The organism is Nocardioides silvaticus (genome assembly GCF_003160695.1).
GTDB lineage: Bacteria > Actinomycetota > Actinomycetes > Propionibacteriales > Nocardioidaceae > Nocardioides > Nocardioides silvaticus.
The window spans coordinates 245,976-263,830 of record NZ_QGDD01000006.1; the positions used below are offsets into that span (position 1 = coordinate 245,976).

A 17,855-nucleotide genomic window follows, 5' to 3' on the forward strand; every position below is an offset into this window, starting at 1 on the left:
TAGTGTGTCGCGGGCTCCGACCACGGTCGGATGCTCGAGATCAGGGTGACGGGTACGTTCGATGCATGACCGCTGCAGCACCCACGACCGCCACCTTCGACTCGCTCGACCCTGCCACCGGCGAGGTCGTGGGGACCCACCCGGTCCACGACGCCGCCCACGTCGCCGGGGTCGTCGACCGCGCGCGGATCGAGGCGAGCTGGTGGGAGGGCATCGGCTTCGACGGGCGCAAGGAGCGGCTGATCGCCTGGCAGAAGCACCTCGTCCAGCACATGGACGAGCTGGTCGCGCTGATGCACCGCGAGAACGGCAAGCCGTACGGCGACGCGGCGCTCGAGGTCACCCTCGCGATCGACCACCTGCACTGGGCGGCCGGCCATGCGGAGAAGGTGCTCCGTCGGCGACGCGTCTCCTCGGGCCTGCTCATGGCCAACCAGTCGGCCAGCGTCGCCTACCGTCCGTTCGGCGTCGTCGGCGTGATCGGGCCGTGGAACTACCCTGTCTTCACCCCGATGGGCTCGATCGCCTACGCGCTGGCCGCGGGCAACGCGGTGGTCTTCAAGCCGAGCGAGTACACCCCCGGCATCGGCGAGTGGCTGGCTCGCTCGTTCCTCGAGGCGGTCGGCCGCCCGGTCCTCCAGGTCGTCACCGGCTTCGGCGAGACCGGCGGCGCGCTGTGCGCCTCCGGGGTCGGCAAGATCGCGTTCACCGGCTCCCCGGGCACCGCCCGGCGCGTGATGGCCGCCTGCGCGGAGACGCTGACGCCCGTGCTGATGGAGGCCGGCGGCAAGGACGCGATGATCGTCGACGAGGACGCCGACCTGACCGCGGCCGCCGACGCCACGATCTGGGGCGCGGCCGCCAACGCCGGCCAGACCTGCGCGGGCGTCGAGCGGGTCTACGTGCACGAGCGCGTCTACGACCGGTTCCTCGACGAGCTCACCGAGCAGGCCAAGGGCCTCGCCGCCGAACCGGGCGGCCAGCTCGGGCCGATCACCATGCCCTCCCAGATCGACATCATCCGCCGCCACATCGACCACGCCATCGCCTGCGGTGGCCGAGCCGTCGTCGGCGGCCCCGATGCGGTCGGCGACCGCTTCGTGCAGCCGACCGTGCTGGTCGACGTGCCCGACAGCTGTCCCGCGGTCACCGAGGAGACCTTCGGCCCGACGGTCACCGTGACGAAGGTGCGCGACATGCAGGAGGCGGTCGCGAAGGCCAACGGCACGACGTACGGCCTCGGCTCGACGGTCTTCGGCAAGGCGCGTGCTGTTGAGACGGCCCAGCAGCTGCGAGCGGGGATGACGGCGATCAACGGCGTGCTGTCGTTCGCCGGCGTGCCCTCGCTGCCCTTCGGAGGCATCGGCGAGTCCGGCTTCGGGCGGATCCATGGGCCCGACGGGCTCAAGGAGTTCACCTACACCCACGCGATCGCCCGGCAGCGGTTCAAGCCGGCGCTGGCGCTGACCACGTTCCGTCGTACGGCGAAGGACGAGGAGCGCGCCGGCAAGCTGGTCGCCGCCCTCTACGGCAGGGAGGGCCGGGAGGGCCGGCGCAAGGGGCGCTGAGGCTCAGTACTCCTTCCGCGCCTCGTTGAGGATCGAGATCTTCTGCCAGATCTCGCGCGACATCCCGACGGTGAGCGTCTCGATCGTGCTCACGGTGTCGAGGACCACGGAGTCCTGTGACTCCTCGGCACACAGGGCTGCCGCCTTGGCGACGAGGCTCAGCAGCTCCGAGCAGTAGTCGAGGTAGTGCTCGAGCTGGTCCGGCGTCAGCTCCAGCGGGTCCGCGCTCGCGCCGGTGCGGCGGAACGTGCTCCGCAGCCGCTCGGGATCCTTCGTCAGGTGGTGCATGTCGACGATGTGGGCCAGTGACCGGGTGCGGAACAGCAGCTCCAGCGCTGCCTGCCGCTGCAGCCGCTCGGGCACCGACCACAGGAACCACACCGCGATCGCCGCGAACACGAGGTCGTTGATGCCGGACTCGATGAGCGGCAGCCACTCGGCGGTCTCGTCCGGCGCGTCCATCGCCGAGTCCTTGATCGCCAGCACGATGAGCACGACGGTGGCGGCCACGATCGCTGCCATCAGGACCCGCGACCAGAACCGCACCATCCGGAGCCGCCCGTGCGCGGTCACCGGGCTCGCCTCGACCTCCTCGATGAGCTCGACGAGCTCGCTCGCGACGCGGTAGAGCCCGCGGTCGGGGAACCGGGCGCCGATCCGTTCCTGCAGCCGCCTGGCCGTCGCGAGGATCGGCTCCGCGCGCAGCTTCTCGAGCGAGGTGCCCACGGCGGCAGCGTAGAGGGACGGCACCGGTGGACGCGGGACGTTCGGGTACCGCGTCGGCATGCCTGCTCGGACGTACGACGGTGCCGGCCCCTGGGTCCCGGACGACCCGACGCTCCCGGCCCTGCGCGAGGCAGTGCAGGCCTGCGAGGGCTGCGACCTCTTCCGCGAGGCCACCCAGGGCGTGATGGGCGAAGGCAGCACCCGCGCGCCGCTGGTGCTGCTCGGTGAGCAGCCGGGGGACCAGGAGGACCGCGCCGGTGAGCCCTTCGTCGGCCCGGCCGGCAAGCTGCTCGACCGCGCGCTCGCCGACGCCGGCATCGACCCCGACCGGGTCTTCCGCACCAACGTCGTCAAGCACTTCCGCTGGTCCGGCACCCGCGGCAAGCAGCGCATCCACAAGTCGCCCACCCGCGGTCACGTCGAGGCCTGCCGGCCCTGGTTGGAGGCCGAGCTCGCGCTGGTCCGCCCGGACGGGGTCGTCGTGCTCGGCGGCACCGCGGGCAAGGCGGTCTTCGGGTCGTCGTTCCGGGTGGGGGAGGCGCGAGGTCGCACGACGGACTGGCCGGACTCGTTCCCCCTGGCCAGACCGCCGAGGTGGGTGCTGCCGACGACCCACCCCTCGGCTGTCCTGCGCACCGACGACCGCGACGCGGCCTACGACGAGCTGGTCGCCGACCTGGCCGTGGCGGCGGAGCTGCTCTGACGGAGCCCGCCTACGATGACGGCATGTCCGGACCGGTCGGCGTGGTGCTGGAGTGCGCGCACTACGACCGGTTCGAGTGCCGGTCCTGCACGTGGCTCGAGCGGCCGTACGACGCGCAGCTCGCCGCCAAGGACGACACCACCCGGTCCCTGATCGGTGCCGCCCTCGGCGACCGGCGGGCGCCGAGCTGGCTCCCACCGGTCGCCAGCGCTCCGGCGGGATTCCGCACCAAGGCGAAGATGGTCGTCGGCGGCACCGCTGCCGCGCCGAGCCTCGGGCTCTGGGACCCGGAACGGGGAGCAGTGGACCTGCGCGACTGCGCGCTCCACTCGGCCGGCATCGTCGCCGCGCTCCCGGTCCTCGCTGCGTTCGTGACCCGCGCCGCGCTGGCGCCGTACGACGTGCCGACGCGGAGCGGCGAGCTCAAGCACGTGCTCGTCACCGAGTCGCCCGACGGCCAGCTGATGGTGCGGTGGGTGCTGCGGTCGACGGAGGCCGCCACCCGGATCCGCAAGCACCTGCCGTGGTTGCTCGACGCGCTCCCGTCGCTGCGGGTCGTGACCCTCAACATCCAGCCGGTGCACGCCGCGCTGCTCGAGGGCGCGCGCGAGCTGGTGCTGACCGAGCAGGCCTCGCTGCCGATGCGGGTCAACGACCTGACGCTGCACCTCGGCCCCCGCAGCTTCTTCCAGACCAACACCGCCGTCGCGGCCGCGCTCTACCGCACCGCGCAGGACTGGGTCGCCGAGATCGCGCCGGCCACCGTGCACGACCTCTACTGCGGCGTCGGCGGCTTCGCCCTCCACCTCGCCGCCCCTGGTCGCCGCGTCACCGGCATCGAGATCAGCCCCGACGCCGTCGCCGCGGCCGAGCGCGGCCGGGAAGACGCCGGGCTCTCCCCGGACGCGGTGCGGTTCGTCGCAGCCGACGCGACGTCGTACCTCCTCGACGAGCCGGCCGACCTCGTCGTCGTCAACCCGCCCCGGCGCGGGCTGGGCACCGAGCTGGCCGGACGTCTGGAGGAGTCGGGCGGTCGGTGGATCCTGTACTCCAGCTGCAACCCGCAGACCCTCGCCCGCGACCTCGAGGTGATGCGCTCCTACGCCCCGCTCCGCGCCCAGGTGCTCGACATGTTCCCCCAGACGGCCCACCTCGAGGTGCTGGTCCTGCTCCAGCGACTCCCGGTGTTCGATTAGCCCACGTCGGTCGTCGGGTAGCCCACGTCGGTCGTCGAGTAGCACCAGCCGTCCGGTCGTCGAGTAGCGCCGAGCGCTCTGCGCGAGGCGCGTATCGAGACGCCGTTCGATGCCCGCGGCCTCGCGACCGTAGGTGGTAGCGCTACAGACGAGTTACATGGCTGGACGCCGTCGTTGGTTGCGTGACCGTTCCCCCTAGCCCTGCGCCGGTGACGGGAGGCCGGAGGTACTCGCTGTGGTTGCGGCCGCGACAGGGAAGGCGGGTGGTCACGGTCGGCGCGCGGCCGTCGGTCGTCGAATAGCCCGCGTTGGTCGTCGAGTAGCGCCGAGCGCTCTGCGCGAGGCGCGTATCGAGACGCCTTCGCCTTCGGTCGTCGAGTAGCTCTCGCCTTCGGTCGTCGAGTAGCGCCGAGCGCTCTGCGCGAGGCGCGTATCGAGACGCCGCAAGCTGCCCGCGGCCGTCGGGCCGTGGGTCGTTGCAGAAGCGGTTCGAGCCACCTGTCGTCCACAACCCGACCGCACCGCGTCCCCTGTTCACAGGCGACTCCCGGCCGCTTCGAACTGTCGGCGGTCCCATGTTGAATAAGCCTCATGGATCTCGGGACCGCCCCGCTCTTCGACCTCCCCGCCCCGCTGGGCGTCGAGGCCGTCGAGCCGGTCGCGCCCGCAGCAGAACCCGTGCCGCTGACCCGGTCCCAGGAGCTGCTCGCCGAGATCCGCGACCACCGCGCGGTCGTCGCCGAGCGGGAGATCGCCACCGTCCGTACGATCGCCGAGTGGGCCCTCGAGCACGTCGTGGACGACGAGGCCGACGCCGCCACCCTCACCGAGCGTGGTCTGGACACCGGCCTCCCGCTGGCCGGCCCCGGCGCCCCGCTGATCAGCGACTTCGCGGTCATGGAGCTCAACGCCCTCCTCGGCCGATCGCTGGACTCCGGCCGCAACTACGTCGGCCAGGTCGTCGAGCTCTCCCACCGCCTCCCCCAGCTGTGGCAGCGGACCCTCGACGGGCAGGTGCCGGTCTGGAAAGCACTACGCATCGCCGATCTCACCAGGTCACTGTGTGAGGACGCCGCCGCGTACGTCGACCGGCAGCTCGCCATCAGTGCTCAGGGCTGCACCTGGCCCCAGGTCGACCGGCTCGTCGAAGAAGCACTCGTCCGATACGACCCCGACGCCGCCGAGGAACGCCGCCGCCAGGCGCAGGAACACCGCCACGTGAACACCGGCCTGAACGCGGTCGGGTTCAACGGCACCGCCAACGTCTCCGCCACCCTGGACGCTGCCGACGCCCTCGACCTGGAGAACGCCATCGCTCGCCGCGCCAAGCTGCTCGGTCAGCTCGGCGACGAAGACAACCTCGACGTCTGCCGCTCCAAGGCCCTCGGCGAAATAGCTCGCGAGGACCTCACCCTCGACCTGCACGTGGTCGACCCCGAGAGCGGGGAGATCACCCGCACGGTGCCCGGCCGGAAGACCGAGCTGGTCCTGCACCTCAACCCCGACGAGATGACCGTGGGTCGGTTCGGCAACACGAAGACTCCGATCTCACCGGAGCAGGTCAAGACCTGGCTCGGCCTCTCCGGCACGGCGGTCCTCGTCAGGCCAGTCGTGGACCTCGCCGGGCACCAGCCGGTCGACTCCTACGAGACCCCCGACCGCCTCCGGCGTCAGGTCACCGAACGCGACCACCACTGCGCCTTCCCCCACTGCACGGTCTCGACAGGCTCGACCATCAGACCAGGACGCTGCGACCTCGACCACGTCGAACCCCACGCCGACGGCGGGACCACCTGTCCGTGCAACCTCGCCCCCTTGTGTCGAGGCCACCACCGAATGAAGACCGCCAACCGAGCCACCTACCGGATGCTCCACCCCGGCACCTACACCTGGACCCTCGACTCCGGCACCTACCTCGTCGACCCCACCGGCACCCACCCGCTCACCGACACCTCACCACCTGATCACTAGCCACCGAGCCCCGAACCCCGCCACCACAGCACCACCGGCGGGGCCATCGACATGCCCGCGCACGCGAGGGTTACCAGGGCAGTCGGCATGGCAGTGTTGTCCGCATGCCGGCAGGTGCCAGTACAGGTCTCCCGCTGGAGACCGATCGTCTCCTGCTCAGGCCTTGGCGCGTGTCGGAGGCAGCGATCCAGCGCGAGCTGTGGACCGAGCGTGACCCGAGAGTGCCTGCTCGCCGCCGGATCGACGCGGACGGACGGCCGACGGTCGCTGACTTCGAGGAGGCGATCAGCGCTGCCGCGGTGCCGTCGTCGACCGGGCTGCTGGCTGTTGAGCTGAAGGCGGATGCTGCCGTCGTCGGCTACTGCGGGCTGGTCGAGGGCGGCCCGGAGACCGAGGGCGAGCCGGAGCTGGCGTACGAGCTGCTGCGTCGGTTCTGGGGACTCGGATACGCTACCGAGGCCTCATGGGCGGTGATCGACTGGGCGAGGTCGTCCGGACATCGACGCCTGTGGGCCACGGTCTGGGCCTGGAACGTCGAGTCCCTCCGGGTGCTGGCGAAGCTCGGCTTCGCCGAGGTGCGCAGTGAGCAGCATCCGGTCCACGGAACGAACCGGGTCACGATGAAGCGGCTGTGAGCTCGAGCCCGCGGACATCTATCGTCCTCGCATGGGTGCGAAGAACCAGCTGGCGGGGTTGCTGTTGATCGGCTTGGCGTTGCAGGTGGTCGGCTTCCTCACCACGGGCCTGGGCGCGCCCCGGTTCGAGGTGGTCCGCGACGACCTGGTCATCCACGGCAACCGCGACATGATGCTGGTCGGGCTGCTCGTCTTCGGTCTCGGAGGCGCGATGTCACTGGTTGCGGTCGTCGGCTTCGGCGTGCTCCTCGGCCTTCGTGCCCGGGCCGAGGAGAGGCCGCCCGGGGCCGGTCAGCGCAGCGAGTAGGTCGCCAGCGAGACGCCGACGTAGTGAGCCGCGAAGGCGACGATCGTGAACGTGTGGAAGACCTCGTGGAAGCCGAACCAGCGCGGCGAGGGGTCGGGCCACTGGAACCCGTAGACCAGCCCGCCGACCGTGTAGAGCGCACCGCCGACGGCGATGAGCACGAACACGGCGATGCCGATGCCGAGGCCGAGGGCGAGGGCGCCGTCGTAGAACGCGGGGATGAAGAAGATGGCGGCCCAGCCCATGGCGATGTAGATCGGTGCTGACAGCCATCGCGGCGCGTTCGGCCAGAACACCTTGAAGGCGATGCCGAGCACGGCGGCGGTCCACACCACCGACAGCAGCAGCACCTGCGCGGTCCCGTCGAGCAGGATGATGCTGAACGGCGTGTAGGAGCCGGCGATCAGCAAGAAGATGTTGGAGTGGTCGAACCGGTTGAGGAACCTCCACACCTTCGGTGACCAGGTGCCGCGGTGGTAGACGGCGGACGTCCCGAAGAGCAGCAGCGCTGTGAAGGCGAAGAGCGCGGAGCCGATGCGGGTGGTGGCAGTCGGCGAGAGGCAGATCAGCACGATGCCGGCCGCCAGGATCAGCGGCGTCGAGCCGGCGTGCAGCCAGCCCCGCAGCTTCGGCTTGACCTCGGCGACCGTGTCGGCGACCTTGTCGGCGACCTGGTCCAGTCCCGCACGGACACGCTCGTTGGCGTGATGCAGGGCGTGGTTCATGTCGGGGAGGTTATCGGGACGGGGCATCGCCCGGGGTGAGTACCCGTCGCGAGACGGGACACACCCCGGGCGCAGGTCACGAATCAGTGCGTGTGCGGCGGGACGATCGCACCCTCGGAGGGCTGCACGATCACGAAGCCCTGGCCGGCGAAAGCGACCTGGAACGCCTCGCCCGAGCCGCGGCCGATCAGCGAGCCGGCGGTGAACGACTTCACGATCGAGGTCTGCAGCTCGATCGACCAGGCGACGATCGCGTCGGTGTCGGCGAACGTCTGCGCCTCGGCGGCATTCAGTACGACGGGCTCGCCGTCGGTCGTGATCGCAACCCAGCCGGTGCCGCGCAGGGTGGTGTTGAACAGCCCGCCCGCGGCGATGCTGCCGCCCTTCACCCGCTCGACGTTCCAGTCGAGGTTCGCCGAGAACGCCAGCACGTGGGCACCGTTGATCGAGATCCCGCTGTTGTTGAGGTGGAGGATGTGCACGTGCTCGGCGGCGTTGGCGAGGAACACGTCGCCCTGTCCCTCGACCCGCATCAGGGAGAGCCCCTCGCCGGTGAGCGCCTTCTTCAGGAACTTGCCGGCGCCGCCGCCCTGGTAGGCGAAGTTCACCTGGCCCTGGAAGGCGACCATCGAGCCCTGGCGGGCCATGAACGGCTCGACGATGCGGACGCGCAGCAGCTTGCCGTTCTGCAGCGACGGACCGACGCTGGTCTCCTTCTCCGAGAAGCGGCCGTCGACCAGGTCACCGCTGATGCCGGGCATCTGCGAGTAGCCCGGCTGGCCGCCGGGGGCCGGGGCAGCGGCCGGGGCAGCGGCCGGGGCAGCGGCGTAGGGCTGGGCCGGGTAGGCCTCGGCGGCCATCGGGGCCGGCTCGGCCGCCAGGGGCGTCGGCGCCTCAGCCGGCGGCTCAGCAGCGGGGGCGGGCTCCTCTGCCAGGGGAGCAGGCTCGGCCGAGGGGGCCTCGGCCGGCGGCGAGCCGACGACCCGGGTCTCCATCATGAACGCGTCCTCGGTGGGGGACTGGTCCATGGCGCCGTCGGGTCGGTCCATGCCGGTCGAGGCGTCGTCCGTCGCGGCGCCGCCGGACCAGGCGGCCGACGGGTCGACCTCGGAGGAGCCGGAGGTGCCGGACGTCTCGTAGGTCTGCGCGCCCTGTGAGGACTCCGCCGTCGGCTCCTCGGGCGGGGTGAGGGGGGACACCGACTGCACGCCGCCGTCGGAGACGTGCTCGGTCCACTGGGAGCCGTCCCAGTAGCGGAGCTCGTGTCGGCCGGTGGGGTCCGGGTGCCAGGCTGCGGCGGTCATACGTCGGTTCCTTCCAAGTTCAGGGCGCGAGTTTCTGGTCGGCCTCGGGGGCCATCGTGTCAGTCCTCGCAACCCGGCCGGAAGAACCTCGTCGGAATGCGTCGAATGGTTACGATCATCGGGTGGTCGACTGGAAGCGGGGTCTGCGCCGGGTGCTCTACCCCGCTTACGAGCGCCGCGTCCTGCGCAGGATGCCCGACAACCTGCCCAAGCACGTCGGCGTCATGCTCGACGGCAACCGCCGGTGGGCCAAGGCCGTCGGTCGCGACACCGCCCACGGGCACCGCGCGGGCGCCGCGAACATCGAGCCGCTCCTCACCTGGTGCGAGGAGATCGGCATCGAGGTGGTCACCCTGTGGCTGCTGTCGACCGACAACCTCAACCGGCCGCCGGCCGAGCTCCAGCAGCTGCTCGAGATCATCGAGGACGCCGTCGACAGCCTCGCCGACCAGCGCCGCTGGCGGCTCAACCCGGTGGGCGCCCTCGACCTGCTGCCCGACCGGACGGCTGCCCGCCTGAAGGCCGCGGCCGAGCGCACGGTGGACGTCGACGGGATGATCGTCAACGTCGCCGTCGGGTACGGCGGGCGCCGCGAGATCGCGGACGCCGTGCGCTCCCTGCTCCACGAGCACGCCGGCAAGGGCACCTCGCTCGAGGAGCTGGCCCAGATCATCGACGTCGAGCACATCGCCGACCACCTCTACACCAAGGGCCAGCCCGACCCCGACCTGGTGATCCGGACCTCCGGCGAGCAGCGGCTCGGCGGGTTCCTGCTCTGGCAGAGCGCGAAGTCGGAGTTCTACTTCTGCGAGGCCTACTGGCCCGACTTCCGGCGGGTCGACTTCCTCCGCGCGATCCGCGCCTACGCGCTGCGGGAACGCCGGTTCGGGGCCTAGGAGCTGGGCAGTAGCCTCGGCCGCGTGCCGAAACCGATCACGCCGCTGACCGTCACCGCCGCCGAGCTGCTCGGTCCGGCGATGATGCGGGTCTCCTTCGCCGGCGACCTGGCCGCATTCGAGGGTTACGACGACACCGATCGCTACGTGAAGCTGCTGTTCACGCCCGACGGGTCACCGGACCTCACTCGGATGGCGGACGGGGAGCGGCCCGCGGTCCGCAGCTACACGGTGCTCGACCTCGACGTCGTCGCCGGCACCTTCGCCATCGACTTCGCCCTGCACGGCAGCGGGTTCGCGATGCGGTGGGCGCGCGAGGTCCGGGCGGGTGCCGAGATCTCAGTCCAGGGGCCCGGGTCGGGCTACACGCCGGACCCGACGGCGGACTGGTACCTCCTCGTCGGCGACGACGCCGCGCTGCCGGCCGTCCGGCAGTCGCTCGCGGCCCTGCCCCCGGACGCGCAGGGGTACGCCGTCGTGCAGGTCGGCCGCGAGGCCGAGCGGCTGCCGCTCCCGGCGCCGCGCGGGGTCGAGGTGCACTGGCTGCACCGCGACGACGACTCGCCGAGCCTGGCCGACGCCGTACGGGCCCTGGCGTGGCGGGAGGGCCGGGTCGACGTCTTCGTCCACGGCGAGGCGCAGACCGTGATGCAGGAGATCCGGCCCTACCTGGCGGCCCAGGGCGTCGACTGCCGCGCGGCGTCGATCTCGGGGTACTGGAAGCGCGGGCTCGTCGACGAGGAGTTCCGCGCATGGAAACGGGAGCTCGCCGCCGCCGAAGCGGGCTGACGAGCTCCCGTCCCTGGTCAGTCGGTGCCGTCGTTGTAGACGGCCACCTCTGTGGTGTCCATGTAGGTGCAGCCGCCGTAGTCGAACGGGCAGCTGCTGCCGTCGTCGCAGGTCCCGGTGAAGGCGCACTCGGGCACCTGCGGGCTGAGCATGACGTACCTGATCGCGCCGACGTCCGGGATGGGCGCGTTCAGCGGCAGGTCGACCAGCTGGTTGCGGTCCTCCGCGTCGAACACGCCGGACTCCACCGGGTCACCCCACGGTCCCGCGGGCGTCGCCGCCACGTAGATCTCGTAGCCGCCCGTCGACGAGCTGCCCGGGTCACCGCAGGTGTTCGACGGGTTCACCCCGAAGCCGGTGACGGCGATCGTCTCGGGGAGATCGATCACGATCTCCTTCGGGTCGATGTCGTCCAGGCTGTCCGCGGGCTCGCCGTCGACGGCGGTCGTCGAGCTGCCCCAGCCACTGCCGGCCGACAGGTCGATCGCGGCGCCGGGACCGCACCCGAAGTCGGTGTAGTCCGGGCCGGTGAACGAGGCGATGCTGGCGCCACCACTCGACGCGGCCCAGTCGCGCCGGAGCTCGGCGTCGAACGTCGCGGTGGCGTCGGGTGCGACGGTCACGGCATCCGACTCGGACTCGTAGCCCGGTGCCGTCGCGATGACCTTCGGCCAGGTGCCGGACGGCACGTCGGCGATCTCGTAGGTGCCGTTGGCGTCGGTCGTGTCCGAGAACTCGCTGTGACCGGTGATCCGGACGACCGCGTTCGCGAGCGGGTTGCCCTCGGTGTCGGTCACCGTGCCCGAGATCGCGCCGGTCGCCGTACCCGGGGGCGGCGGCACGTTGAAGTCCGCCGCCGGCGCGGCGTCGGCGCCGTCGTCGGAGCCGGCGTAGAAGCCCATGCCGCGGGTCGCGAACGCCGACCAGAGCTCGTTGTAGTGCTCGCCGTCGTACATCGACGCGTCGGCGAGGATGATCGCGTCGCGCATGTCGAGCAGTGACGGGTCGTCCGCCGAGAGCCGCATGCCCTCGGTCACGATCCCCATCGTCACCCGGTGGCCGAGCTCCTCGCGGATGTCCCACAGCGTCTGCGACCAGACCTCGCCCACGTCGTGCACCTGGGTGCCCATCTGGCCGTCACCCACGTCGTCGTAGGTGTAGCCGCCGTCGGCCTGGGTCTGCCACTGGACGCACTTGGGGGCCGTCTCGCCCACGCCGCAGTCGATCGCCTCGGTGCGGGTGACGGTGGCGTTCTTCGCCAGGTAGAGGTCGAGGGTCAGCTCGCCCGGGGCGGAGGTGTCCTTCACGTACCCGTGGTGCACCAGGTACTCGAGCGCGTAGAAGTCGCTCCAGCCCTCACCCATCCCGCCGGCCTGGTAGCTGTTCAGCGTCGAGTGGTTGTTGATGTTGACGACGAGTCGGTTCGACAACCCGTGGGTGAACTCGTGAGCGAGGGTCGGGAAGTCGTCCGACGAGCTCGCGGCGAGGTACGGCGCGTAGTTCAGGTACATCTGCATCCGAGGACGCTTGCCGTCGGGCGGGGTGTTGAAGTTCGCGTTGTTGACGTGGTCGCCGTCGGGCAGCCCCTGCGCGGTGCCGGCGCCGTCGATGCCGTTGAGGTCGACGGGGTCGCCGTCAGAGCGGGTGAAGTTGCCGCTGGCCCGGTTGAACCCGAACGGCTTCTTCTCGAGGTACTCGGCGAACCGGCTGGTGAGGTAGAGACCCTGGAGCGCGTCGTGCGCCATGTTCTTGCGCCACGAGCGCGGCGTACTGGGGTCCCACGAGCAGATGTAGGCCTTGGTGCACTTGAGCTCGTCCGGGGCCGTCTTGAACGGCTTGATCTTCAGCCGTCGCGCCTGCTTGGTCGTCTTCGGGATCGGCGTGGTCTCGGCCTTCTGCCGCTTGTTGTCGTCGTTGATGTCCGGCCAGGCGGTGACGTACTTGCCCTTCGGGAAGCTCGCCTTGCGCAGCAGGTAGCCGCGCTTGATCAGGTTGACGCGGTGGGCCTTGCCGCCGGAGTACTTGCCGCTGGCACCGGGGTAGTTCTCGTGGACGAACGCGTCGCCGCGGCCGTCGAAGTTCACGGTGGACCGGCGGTAGAGCGTCGCTCCGCTCGCGGCGTCGATGACGTGCTCGTACGCCGACACGGCGCCGGTCTCGGTGTAGGTCAGCCAGCCGGCGCGGAGACCGCGAGGGGTCAGGAACCAGACCCGTTCGGCGGTCGCGCCCGGCCGCAGCTCGCTACGCGAGGAGCGGACGTCGGCGACGGCCTTGGTGATGGCGGCAGTGCGACCGACCTTGTCGGCCGGCGCCCGCCGGGCGAGGGCGCGGAGGCCGGAGACCGGGGCGCCCTGCACCGAGATCAGTCGACCCTCCTTGTCCACGTGGGCCCGCAGGCCGTTGCCGAACACCCGCAGGCCGGCGACCTCCTGCTCCCAGAAGACGTGGGTGATGCCGTTGATATCGGTGTACTGCCGGACCTTCACCAGCGTGGCGAGGTCGGCCTGCTCGAGGCCGAACGCCGCGAGCTGGCCGCGCACGTAGCCGAGGGCGACGCGAGCGGCCGACGCGCCGCTGGGGCCGGTCAACGGCTTGCTCGACGCGATCTGGTCAGGGGTGCCCGTCAGCGGGTCGATCGCGATGGCGGCGTCGGGGCCGAGGGCGCGGCTCAGGCGGGTGATCGCCTTGCCGTTGGCCTTCAGCTGCTTCCTGTCGGCCTTGGCTCGCAGGTCGCCGCCGAGCATCCGGACGTCGTAGCTGCCGAGCGGGTCGTGGTCTCCGGAGTGGTCCGTCGCCTTGGCCGGGGCCGGGGCGGTCCGGCCGGCCAGGTCGGACGGCGCACCGTCCGAGGGGACCGTGACCCCCAGTGACGTGACCGCCATCGCGACCACGGCACCAGCCGCCAGCCACGTACGGCGCCATCTGGATCGCGTTGCCGACAAGTTCATCGTGCGTCCTCCCGACCTTCTTCTGGCTCTGCCCGAGATCGTCGGCGACGCCGACCCTCGCACCCTAAGCGCAGGGAGCGCCCAGGGGCGAGGGTCCGGAGAATCTCCTGGAAGACTCTCGAAGGATCAGTCGACGGTGGCGTCGTACGCGGTGTTGGTGACCAGGTTCGAGGTGCGCACGACGGTCCCGTCGTCGAGCGACTGCGCCCGCAGGTGCACCGCCCGGCAGCCTGCTGCCGTCCGCTTGATGCTCACGGTGATGTCCTTGTACCTGCCGGACTGGAGCGTCGGGGTCAGGTAGCTCCCGGTGGCGGCGGGCAGCGTGATCACGGTCGACCCGGCCTTGACGGTGACCGTGAACGAGCCGGCGCAGCCGTCGGTCCGGGTCAGGCGCAGACCGATCTGCGTCGACGTGGTGCTGTTGTTCTTCAGCCGCAGCTTGAACGACGTCGACTGGCCGACCTTGAGCGCCGGCGCGGTCGCCGTCTGCTCGTCGACCGGCCCGCCGGTCATCGGCTGCGAGCCCTGCTTGACGAACAGCTCGTAGCCGCTCGTGCCGTTGGTGGGCGCGGCGGTGTTGGTCTCCGTGGTCACCGACTCGATGAGGTCGCCCTCGGACGAGAGGAGGTCCACAGCGACCCGCGAGGTCACTTGGCCCGGAGCCGTCGGCGTCACGCGGAGCTCGAACAGCACGGTCTTGCCGGGTGCGACGGTGCCGGTCACGAAGTTGCCGGCGCCGTCGGTCGGGAGCACCTGGGCCGGGAAGCCGGTGGCCCAGACCTGGGCGGTGGCGGCGGCCTTCGAGGACGTCAGCCGGAACTTGTAGGCGTGGGCGACGGTGTCCTCGTTGACGATGCCGAGCTTGTACTTCATCTGCGTGCCGCTGGCCTTCACGGTCCGCGTCACCAGGTGGTCGTGACCGGTGTAGACCGACCCGATGCCGAGGATCTTGATGTCGGCGGTGGTCGTGCTGATGCCGGTCAGGGCGATGACGGTCGGCGAGGTGTCGCCGGCGTTGTGCGCGATCGAGAGCGACGCCGTGGCCGGGCCGGCGTCGCCGGCCGTGAACCGGACCGAGACGGCGCAGGACGCGTTCGGCGCCACGGGGACTCCGGTGCAGGTGTTGGCCGACACCTCGAAGGAGTCGGCGTCGGCTCCGGTCACCGACGTCGCGCCGACGACCAGGTCGGCGCTGCCGGTGTTGGTCAGGGTCACCGTCTTCGGGGCGCTCGTGCTGCCCATCCCCACCTCGCCGAAGGCGAGCTCGGTCGTCGACGGGCTCACGACCGGAGCGGCGCCGGTGCCGCTGAGGGCGACGGCGCTGGTGCCGGTGCCGTCGTGCGTCAGCGTCAGCAGGGCCGCCTTCGCGCCGGCCGAGCCCGGGTTGAACCGGACCGACAGCGTGCAGGTCGCGCCGGTGGGGAGGGTCGCGCCGTGGCAGGTGCTGCCGGTCAGGTCGAAGCTGCCGGGGTCGCCGCCGACGAGCCCGAAGCCGGTCAGCTCGAGCGGGTCGGGACCGGTGTTGGTGACGGTGAGCGGCTGGGCGGACGACGGGGTGCCGACCGCCTGGGTCCCGAAGTTCTTCGACGCCGGGCTGACGGCTGCCGTCGCCCGGGTGCCGGTGGCAGTCAGGTCCACGATGGCGGACGCGCCGGCGTCGTGCGCCACGGTCAGCGTGGCCGCCTTGGTCTCGCGTGAGGTCGGCGTGACCCGGACGGACAGCACGCAGGAGGCGCCGGGTGCGAGCGCCTCGCCGGAGCAGTCGTTGGCGGACACGGCGAACTGCCCCGCGTCGACGCCGGACAGGTTGGCCGCGCCGACGATGAGGGCGGTCTCGCCGGTGTTGGTCACGGTCGCGGCCAGCGGCGCGGACGTCGCGTTGACCCGGACCGAGCCGAAGTCCAGGCTCGCGGTGTCGATGCTCGCCTCGGCGCCCAGCCCGCTGCCGGAGAGCCCGACGGTCCGGGCGACGCCGGCGTTGTGGGTGATCGAGAGGCTCGCCGACGCGTCGCCGCGGGCGTCGGGAGCGAAGCGGACGTCCACGGTGCAGGTCGCGTCCTTGGCGAGGGCGGCGCCGTCGCAGGTGTTGCCGGCGATCTGGAAGTCGTCGGCGTCGGCTCCGGTCACGCTGACCGCGTTGACGGTCATCGCCCCGTTCCCGGTGTTGGTCACGGTGACGGTCCGGCTCGCGGTCGTCGTACCGACGCCGGCGGGGCCGAGGTCGACCGACGAGGGGGTCGGGTTCGGGTAGCCGCGCGTCGCGATGCCGGTGAGGGCGACCGAGTGAGGGGAGCCGGCCACAGAGGTGGGTACGACGATGGTCGCCGCCTTCAGGCCCATCGACGTCGGGGCGAAACGGACCCCGATCGCGCAGGACGCGCCAGCGTTGAGGGTCGGCCCGCAGGTGGTCGACGGGATCGTGAACTGGTCGGCCGCGGGGCCGCCGAGGGTGATCGGGTCGAGGGAGATCGGGGCGGCCCCGTTGTTGGTCACGGTGTGGTTGACGGTGCCCGTGGTGTTGCCGACCGCCGTGGGGGCGAACTGCCGCACGCCCGGGTTGACGGTGATGGGGGAGGCCGCGGTGCCGGTGCCGGTCAGGGGGACCGTCTTGGTGAGGCCGTTGCTGACGATGGACAGGGTCGCGTTGCGGGTGCCGACGGCCGTCGGTCGGAACAGCACGTCGATCGCGCACTCCTCGCCGGGGGCGAGCGGCGAGGGGCAGTCGTAGGCGACGCTGAACTCGCCGGAGGGGGAGACCGAGAAGGTGTCCATCGAGACGATGAGCTGGGAGTTGCCGGTGTTGGTGATCGTCACCGGCTGCGGGGCGCTCGAGGTGGCGATCGTCTGCGGGTCGAAGGAGAGCGACGCGGGCGAGGTGGACGTGACCCTGGTGGCGGCGACCGCGGTGCCGCTCACCGCCACCGCCTTGTCGGGCTGGCCGACCGTCTTGAGGGTCAGCGTCGCGGTCTTGTTGCCGGTGTTGGTGGGCTTGAAGAGGACCTCGACGGTGCACGGCTCCGGCCCCACGAGCTCGGCGACCGCGCAGCCGTCACGGAGCTCGAACTGGTTGGCGTTCGCGCCGCTCAGCGCGGCGCCGTTCCACTCCAGCGCGCCGGCCCCGGAGCTGGACACCGCGACGTCGGCGGCACCGATGGCCCCGACGGGGGTGCTGGGGATGCTGACGCTGGCGGGCGCGGTGAGCGTCGGCGTGCCGGTCGCCCCGGCGAGCTGCACGGAAGCAGGTGAGCCGGCGTTGCTCGCGACGTTCAGGGTCGCCGTCTTGGCGCCGGCGGTCGTCGGCAGGAACCGTACGGTGATGTCGCAGGTGCCGCCCGAGGTCGTGGCGGCGACCGCGCAGTCGTTGCCGACGAGCGAGAACTGGTTGGCGTTGGTGCCCGAGAACGTGACGCCGCTGACCTCGAGCGGCAGCTCGCCGGTGCTGGTGACGGTGACCACGCGGGTCGTCGGCTCGCCGACCGTCGTGGGGCCGAAGGCGCCGGGGTCGCTCAGGGCGATGCCGGCAGTGCTCGTCGTCGCCGAGAGCGCGACGGTCAGGTCAGGGCCGGCGGTGGTGGGCACCACCAGGGTCGCCGTCCGCGGGCCGGCCGCGGCCGCGGCGAAGGTGACCTCGATCGTGCAGTTCTCGTCGGGGCTGAGCTCGACCGACCCGCCGGCGCCGCCGCCGCACGTCTCGCTCGCCCAGAAGCTGGTCCGGTCGGCGCCGGTGACCCGCGGCGAGCCGACGACCACGTCCTCGGTGCCGGTGTTGGTGACGTCGACGCTCTTGGTCTCCTGGCCCGGGCCGGGCGTGGCGGGCCCGAAGGAAAGCGTCGGGGTCGACACCTCGACCTCCGCAGCCGCTCGGGCGGGCGTCGGGGCGAGGACCAGGACGCCCACGGCGAGGAGGAGCGAGAGCAGGCGGGCAGGCACAGCGGGAGCACGCATGGCCCGAACGTAGGGCAGCGTCGTGGCCGCGGTGGGTCGATTGCAGGAAATGGGGCGTCGGTGGCAGCGGGTAGCCTCGACGTCGTACCCCCGGTGCTTCCTGCACCGGGGGCGATCGTGCTGTTCGACCCCTGGGAAGTGA

At 71.5% G+C, this 17,855-nt stretch carries 13 protein-coding genes; 8 read left to right on the top strand and 5 right to left on the bottom strand.

Features of this window, described 5'->3' with window-relative positions:
- The first annotated feature begins 65 nt into the window (after positions 1-65).
- Positions 66-1,568 carry an aldehyde dehydrogenase family protein gene (locus DJ010_RS14690; RefSeq protein WP_109695027.1) on the top strand — a complete coding sequence of 501 codons (1,503 nt, stop codon included), beginning with the start codon at positions 66-68 and terminating at the stop codon, positions 1,566-1,568.
- 3 nt (positions 1,569-1,571) lie between these two features.
- Here the strand turns inward: DJ010_RS14690 and DJ010_RS14695 are convergent, their stop codons facing one another.
- Positions 1,572-2,294 (bottom strand): hypothetical protein, encoded by a 723-nt coding sequence (locus DJ010_RS14695; protein WP_109695177.1) that lies wholly within the window; start codon positions 2,292-2,294, stop codon positions 1,572-1,574.
- Positions 2,295-2,352: 58 nt separating this feature from the next.
- On the opposite strand from DJ010_RS14695, the gene DJ010_RS14700 reads away from it, so the two are divergent.
- From DJ010_RS14700 to DJ010_RS14720, 5 genes are all read left to right on the top strand, one after another.
- Complete coding sequence (locus tag DJ010_RS14700) at positions 2,353-2,997, top strand: UdgX family uracil-DNA binding protein (RefSeq protein ID WP_109695029.1); 645 nt, start codon at positions 2,353-2,355, stop codon at positions 2,995-2,997.
- Between the two features lie 23 nt (positions 2,998-3,020).
- Positions 3,021-4,193, top strand: coding sequence for a methyltransferase domain-containing protein (locus DJ010_RS14705; protein WP_211318806.1), 1,173 nt, complete (start codon positions 3,021-3,023; stop codon positions 4,191-4,193).
- A 591-nt stretch (positions 4,194-4,784) separates the two neighbouring features.
- Complete coding sequence (locus tag DJ010_RS14710; RefSeq protein WP_109695031.1) at positions 4,785-6,164, top strand: HNH endonuclease; 1,380 nt, start codon at positions 4,785-4,787, stop codon at positions 6,162-6,164.
- A 104-nt stretch (positions 6,165-6,268) separates the two neighbouring features.
- A complete protein-coding gene (locus DJ010_RS14715) occupies positions 6,269-6,799 on the top strand; it encodes a GNAT family N-acetyltransferase (RefSeq protein ID WP_109695032.1) in 531 nt (176 codons plus the stop codon).
- 31 nt (positions 6,800-6,830) lie between these two features.
- Positions 6,831-7,106: a hypothetical protein gene (locus DJ010_RS14720; RefSeq protein WP_109695034.1), complete on the top strand. Its 276-nt coding sequence runs from the start codon at positions 6,831-6,833 to the stop codon at positions 7,104-7,106.
- Here DJ010_RS14720 and trhA read toward each other — a convergent pair.
- Both trhA and DJ010_RS14730 read right to left on the bottom strand, forming a co-directional pair.
- Positions 7,091-7,831, bottom strand: a complete 741-nt coding sequence (gene trhA, locus DJ010_RS14725) for a PAQR family membrane homeostasis protein TrhA (protein WP_109695036.1) — start codon at positions 7,829-7,831, stop codon at positions 7,091-7,093. The genes DJ010_RS14720 and trhA overlap by 16 nt on opposite strands.
- Before the next feature lie 83 nt (positions 7,832-7,914).
- Positions 7,915-9,135 (bottom strand): AIM24 family protein, encoded by a 1,221-nt coding sequence (locus tag DJ010_RS14730; RefSeq protein ID WP_109695038.1) that lies wholly within the window; start codon positions 9,133-9,135, stop codon positions 7,915-7,917.
- A gap of 122 nt (positions 9,136-9,257) precedes the next feature.
- On the opposite strand from DJ010_RS14730, the gene DJ010_RS14735 reads away from it, so the two are divergent.
- Entirely contained in the window at positions 9,258-10,031 is a 774-nt protein-coding gene (locus DJ010_RS14735) for an isoprenyl transferase (protein WP_109695040.1), read from the top strand.
- 24 nt (positions 10,032-10,055) lie between these two features.
- Positions 10,056-10,820: a siderophore-interacting protein gene (locus DJ010_RS14740; RefSeq protein ID WP_109695042.1), complete on the top strand. Its 765-nt coding sequence runs from the start codon at positions 10,056-10,058 to the stop codon at positions 10,818-10,820.
- Between the two features lie 17 nt (positions 10,821-10,837).
- Here the strand turns inward: DJ010_RS14740 and DJ010_RS14745 are convergent, their stop codons facing one another.
- Together DJ010_RS14745 and DJ010_RS14750 are read right to left on the bottom strand one after the other, a co-directional pair.
- Positions 10,838-13,702 (bottom strand): M36 family metallopeptidase, encoded by a 2,865-nt coding sequence (locus DJ010_RS14745; protein ID WP_146207362.1) that lies wholly within the window; start codon positions 13,700-13,702, stop codon positions 10,838-10,840.
- A gap of 192 nt (positions 13,703-13,894) precedes the next feature.
- Positions 13,895-17,713, bottom strand: coding sequence for a choice-of-anchor D domain-containing protein (locus tag DJ010_RS14750; protein ID WP_109695046.1), 3,819 nt, complete (start codon positions 17,711-17,713; stop codon positions 13,895-13,897).
- Between the last annotated feature and the right edge of the window lie 142 nt (positions 17,714-17,855).

Coding starts and splice junctions, on each gene's coding strand:
- DJ010_RS14690 (WP_109695027.1), top strand. CDS start 66: ATGACCGCTGCAGCACCCACGACCGCCACCTTCGACTCGCTCGACCCT.
- DJ010_RS14700 (WP_109695029.1), top strand. CDS start 2,353: ATGCCTGCTCGGACGTACGACGGTGCCGGCCCCTGGGTCCCGGACGAC.
- DJ010_RS14705 (WP_211318806.1), top strand. CDS start 3,021: ATGTCCGGACCGGTCGGCGTGGTGCTGGAGTGCGCGCACTACGACCGG.
- DJ010_RS14710 (WP_109695031.1), top strand. CDS start 4,785: ATGGATCTCGGGACCGCCCCGCTCTTCGACCTCCCCGCCCCGCTGGGC.
- DJ010_RS14715 (WP_109695032.1), top strand. CDS start 6,269: ATGCCGGCAGGTGCCAGTACAGGTCTCCCGCTGGAGACCGATCGTCTC.
- DJ010_RS14720 (WP_109695034.1), top strand. CDS start 6,831: ATGGGTGCGAAGAACCAGCTGGCGGGGTTGCTGTTGATCGGCTTGGCG.
- trhA (WP_109695036.1), bottom strand. CDS start 7,831: ATGAACCACGCCCTGCATCACGCCAACGAGCGTGTCCGTGCGGGACTG.
- DJ010_RS14730 (WP_109695038.1), bottom strand. CDS start 9,135: ATGACCGCCGCAGCCTGGCACCCGGACCCCACCGGCCGACACGAGCTC.
- DJ010_RS14745 (WP_146207362.1), bottom strand. CDS start 13,702: ATGGCGGTCACGTCACTGGGGGTCACGGTCCCCTCGGACGGTGCGCCG.
- DJ010_RS14750 (WP_109695046.1), bottom strand. CDS start 17,713: ATGCGTGCTCCCGCTGTGCCTGCCCGCCTGCTCTCGCTCCTCCTCGCC.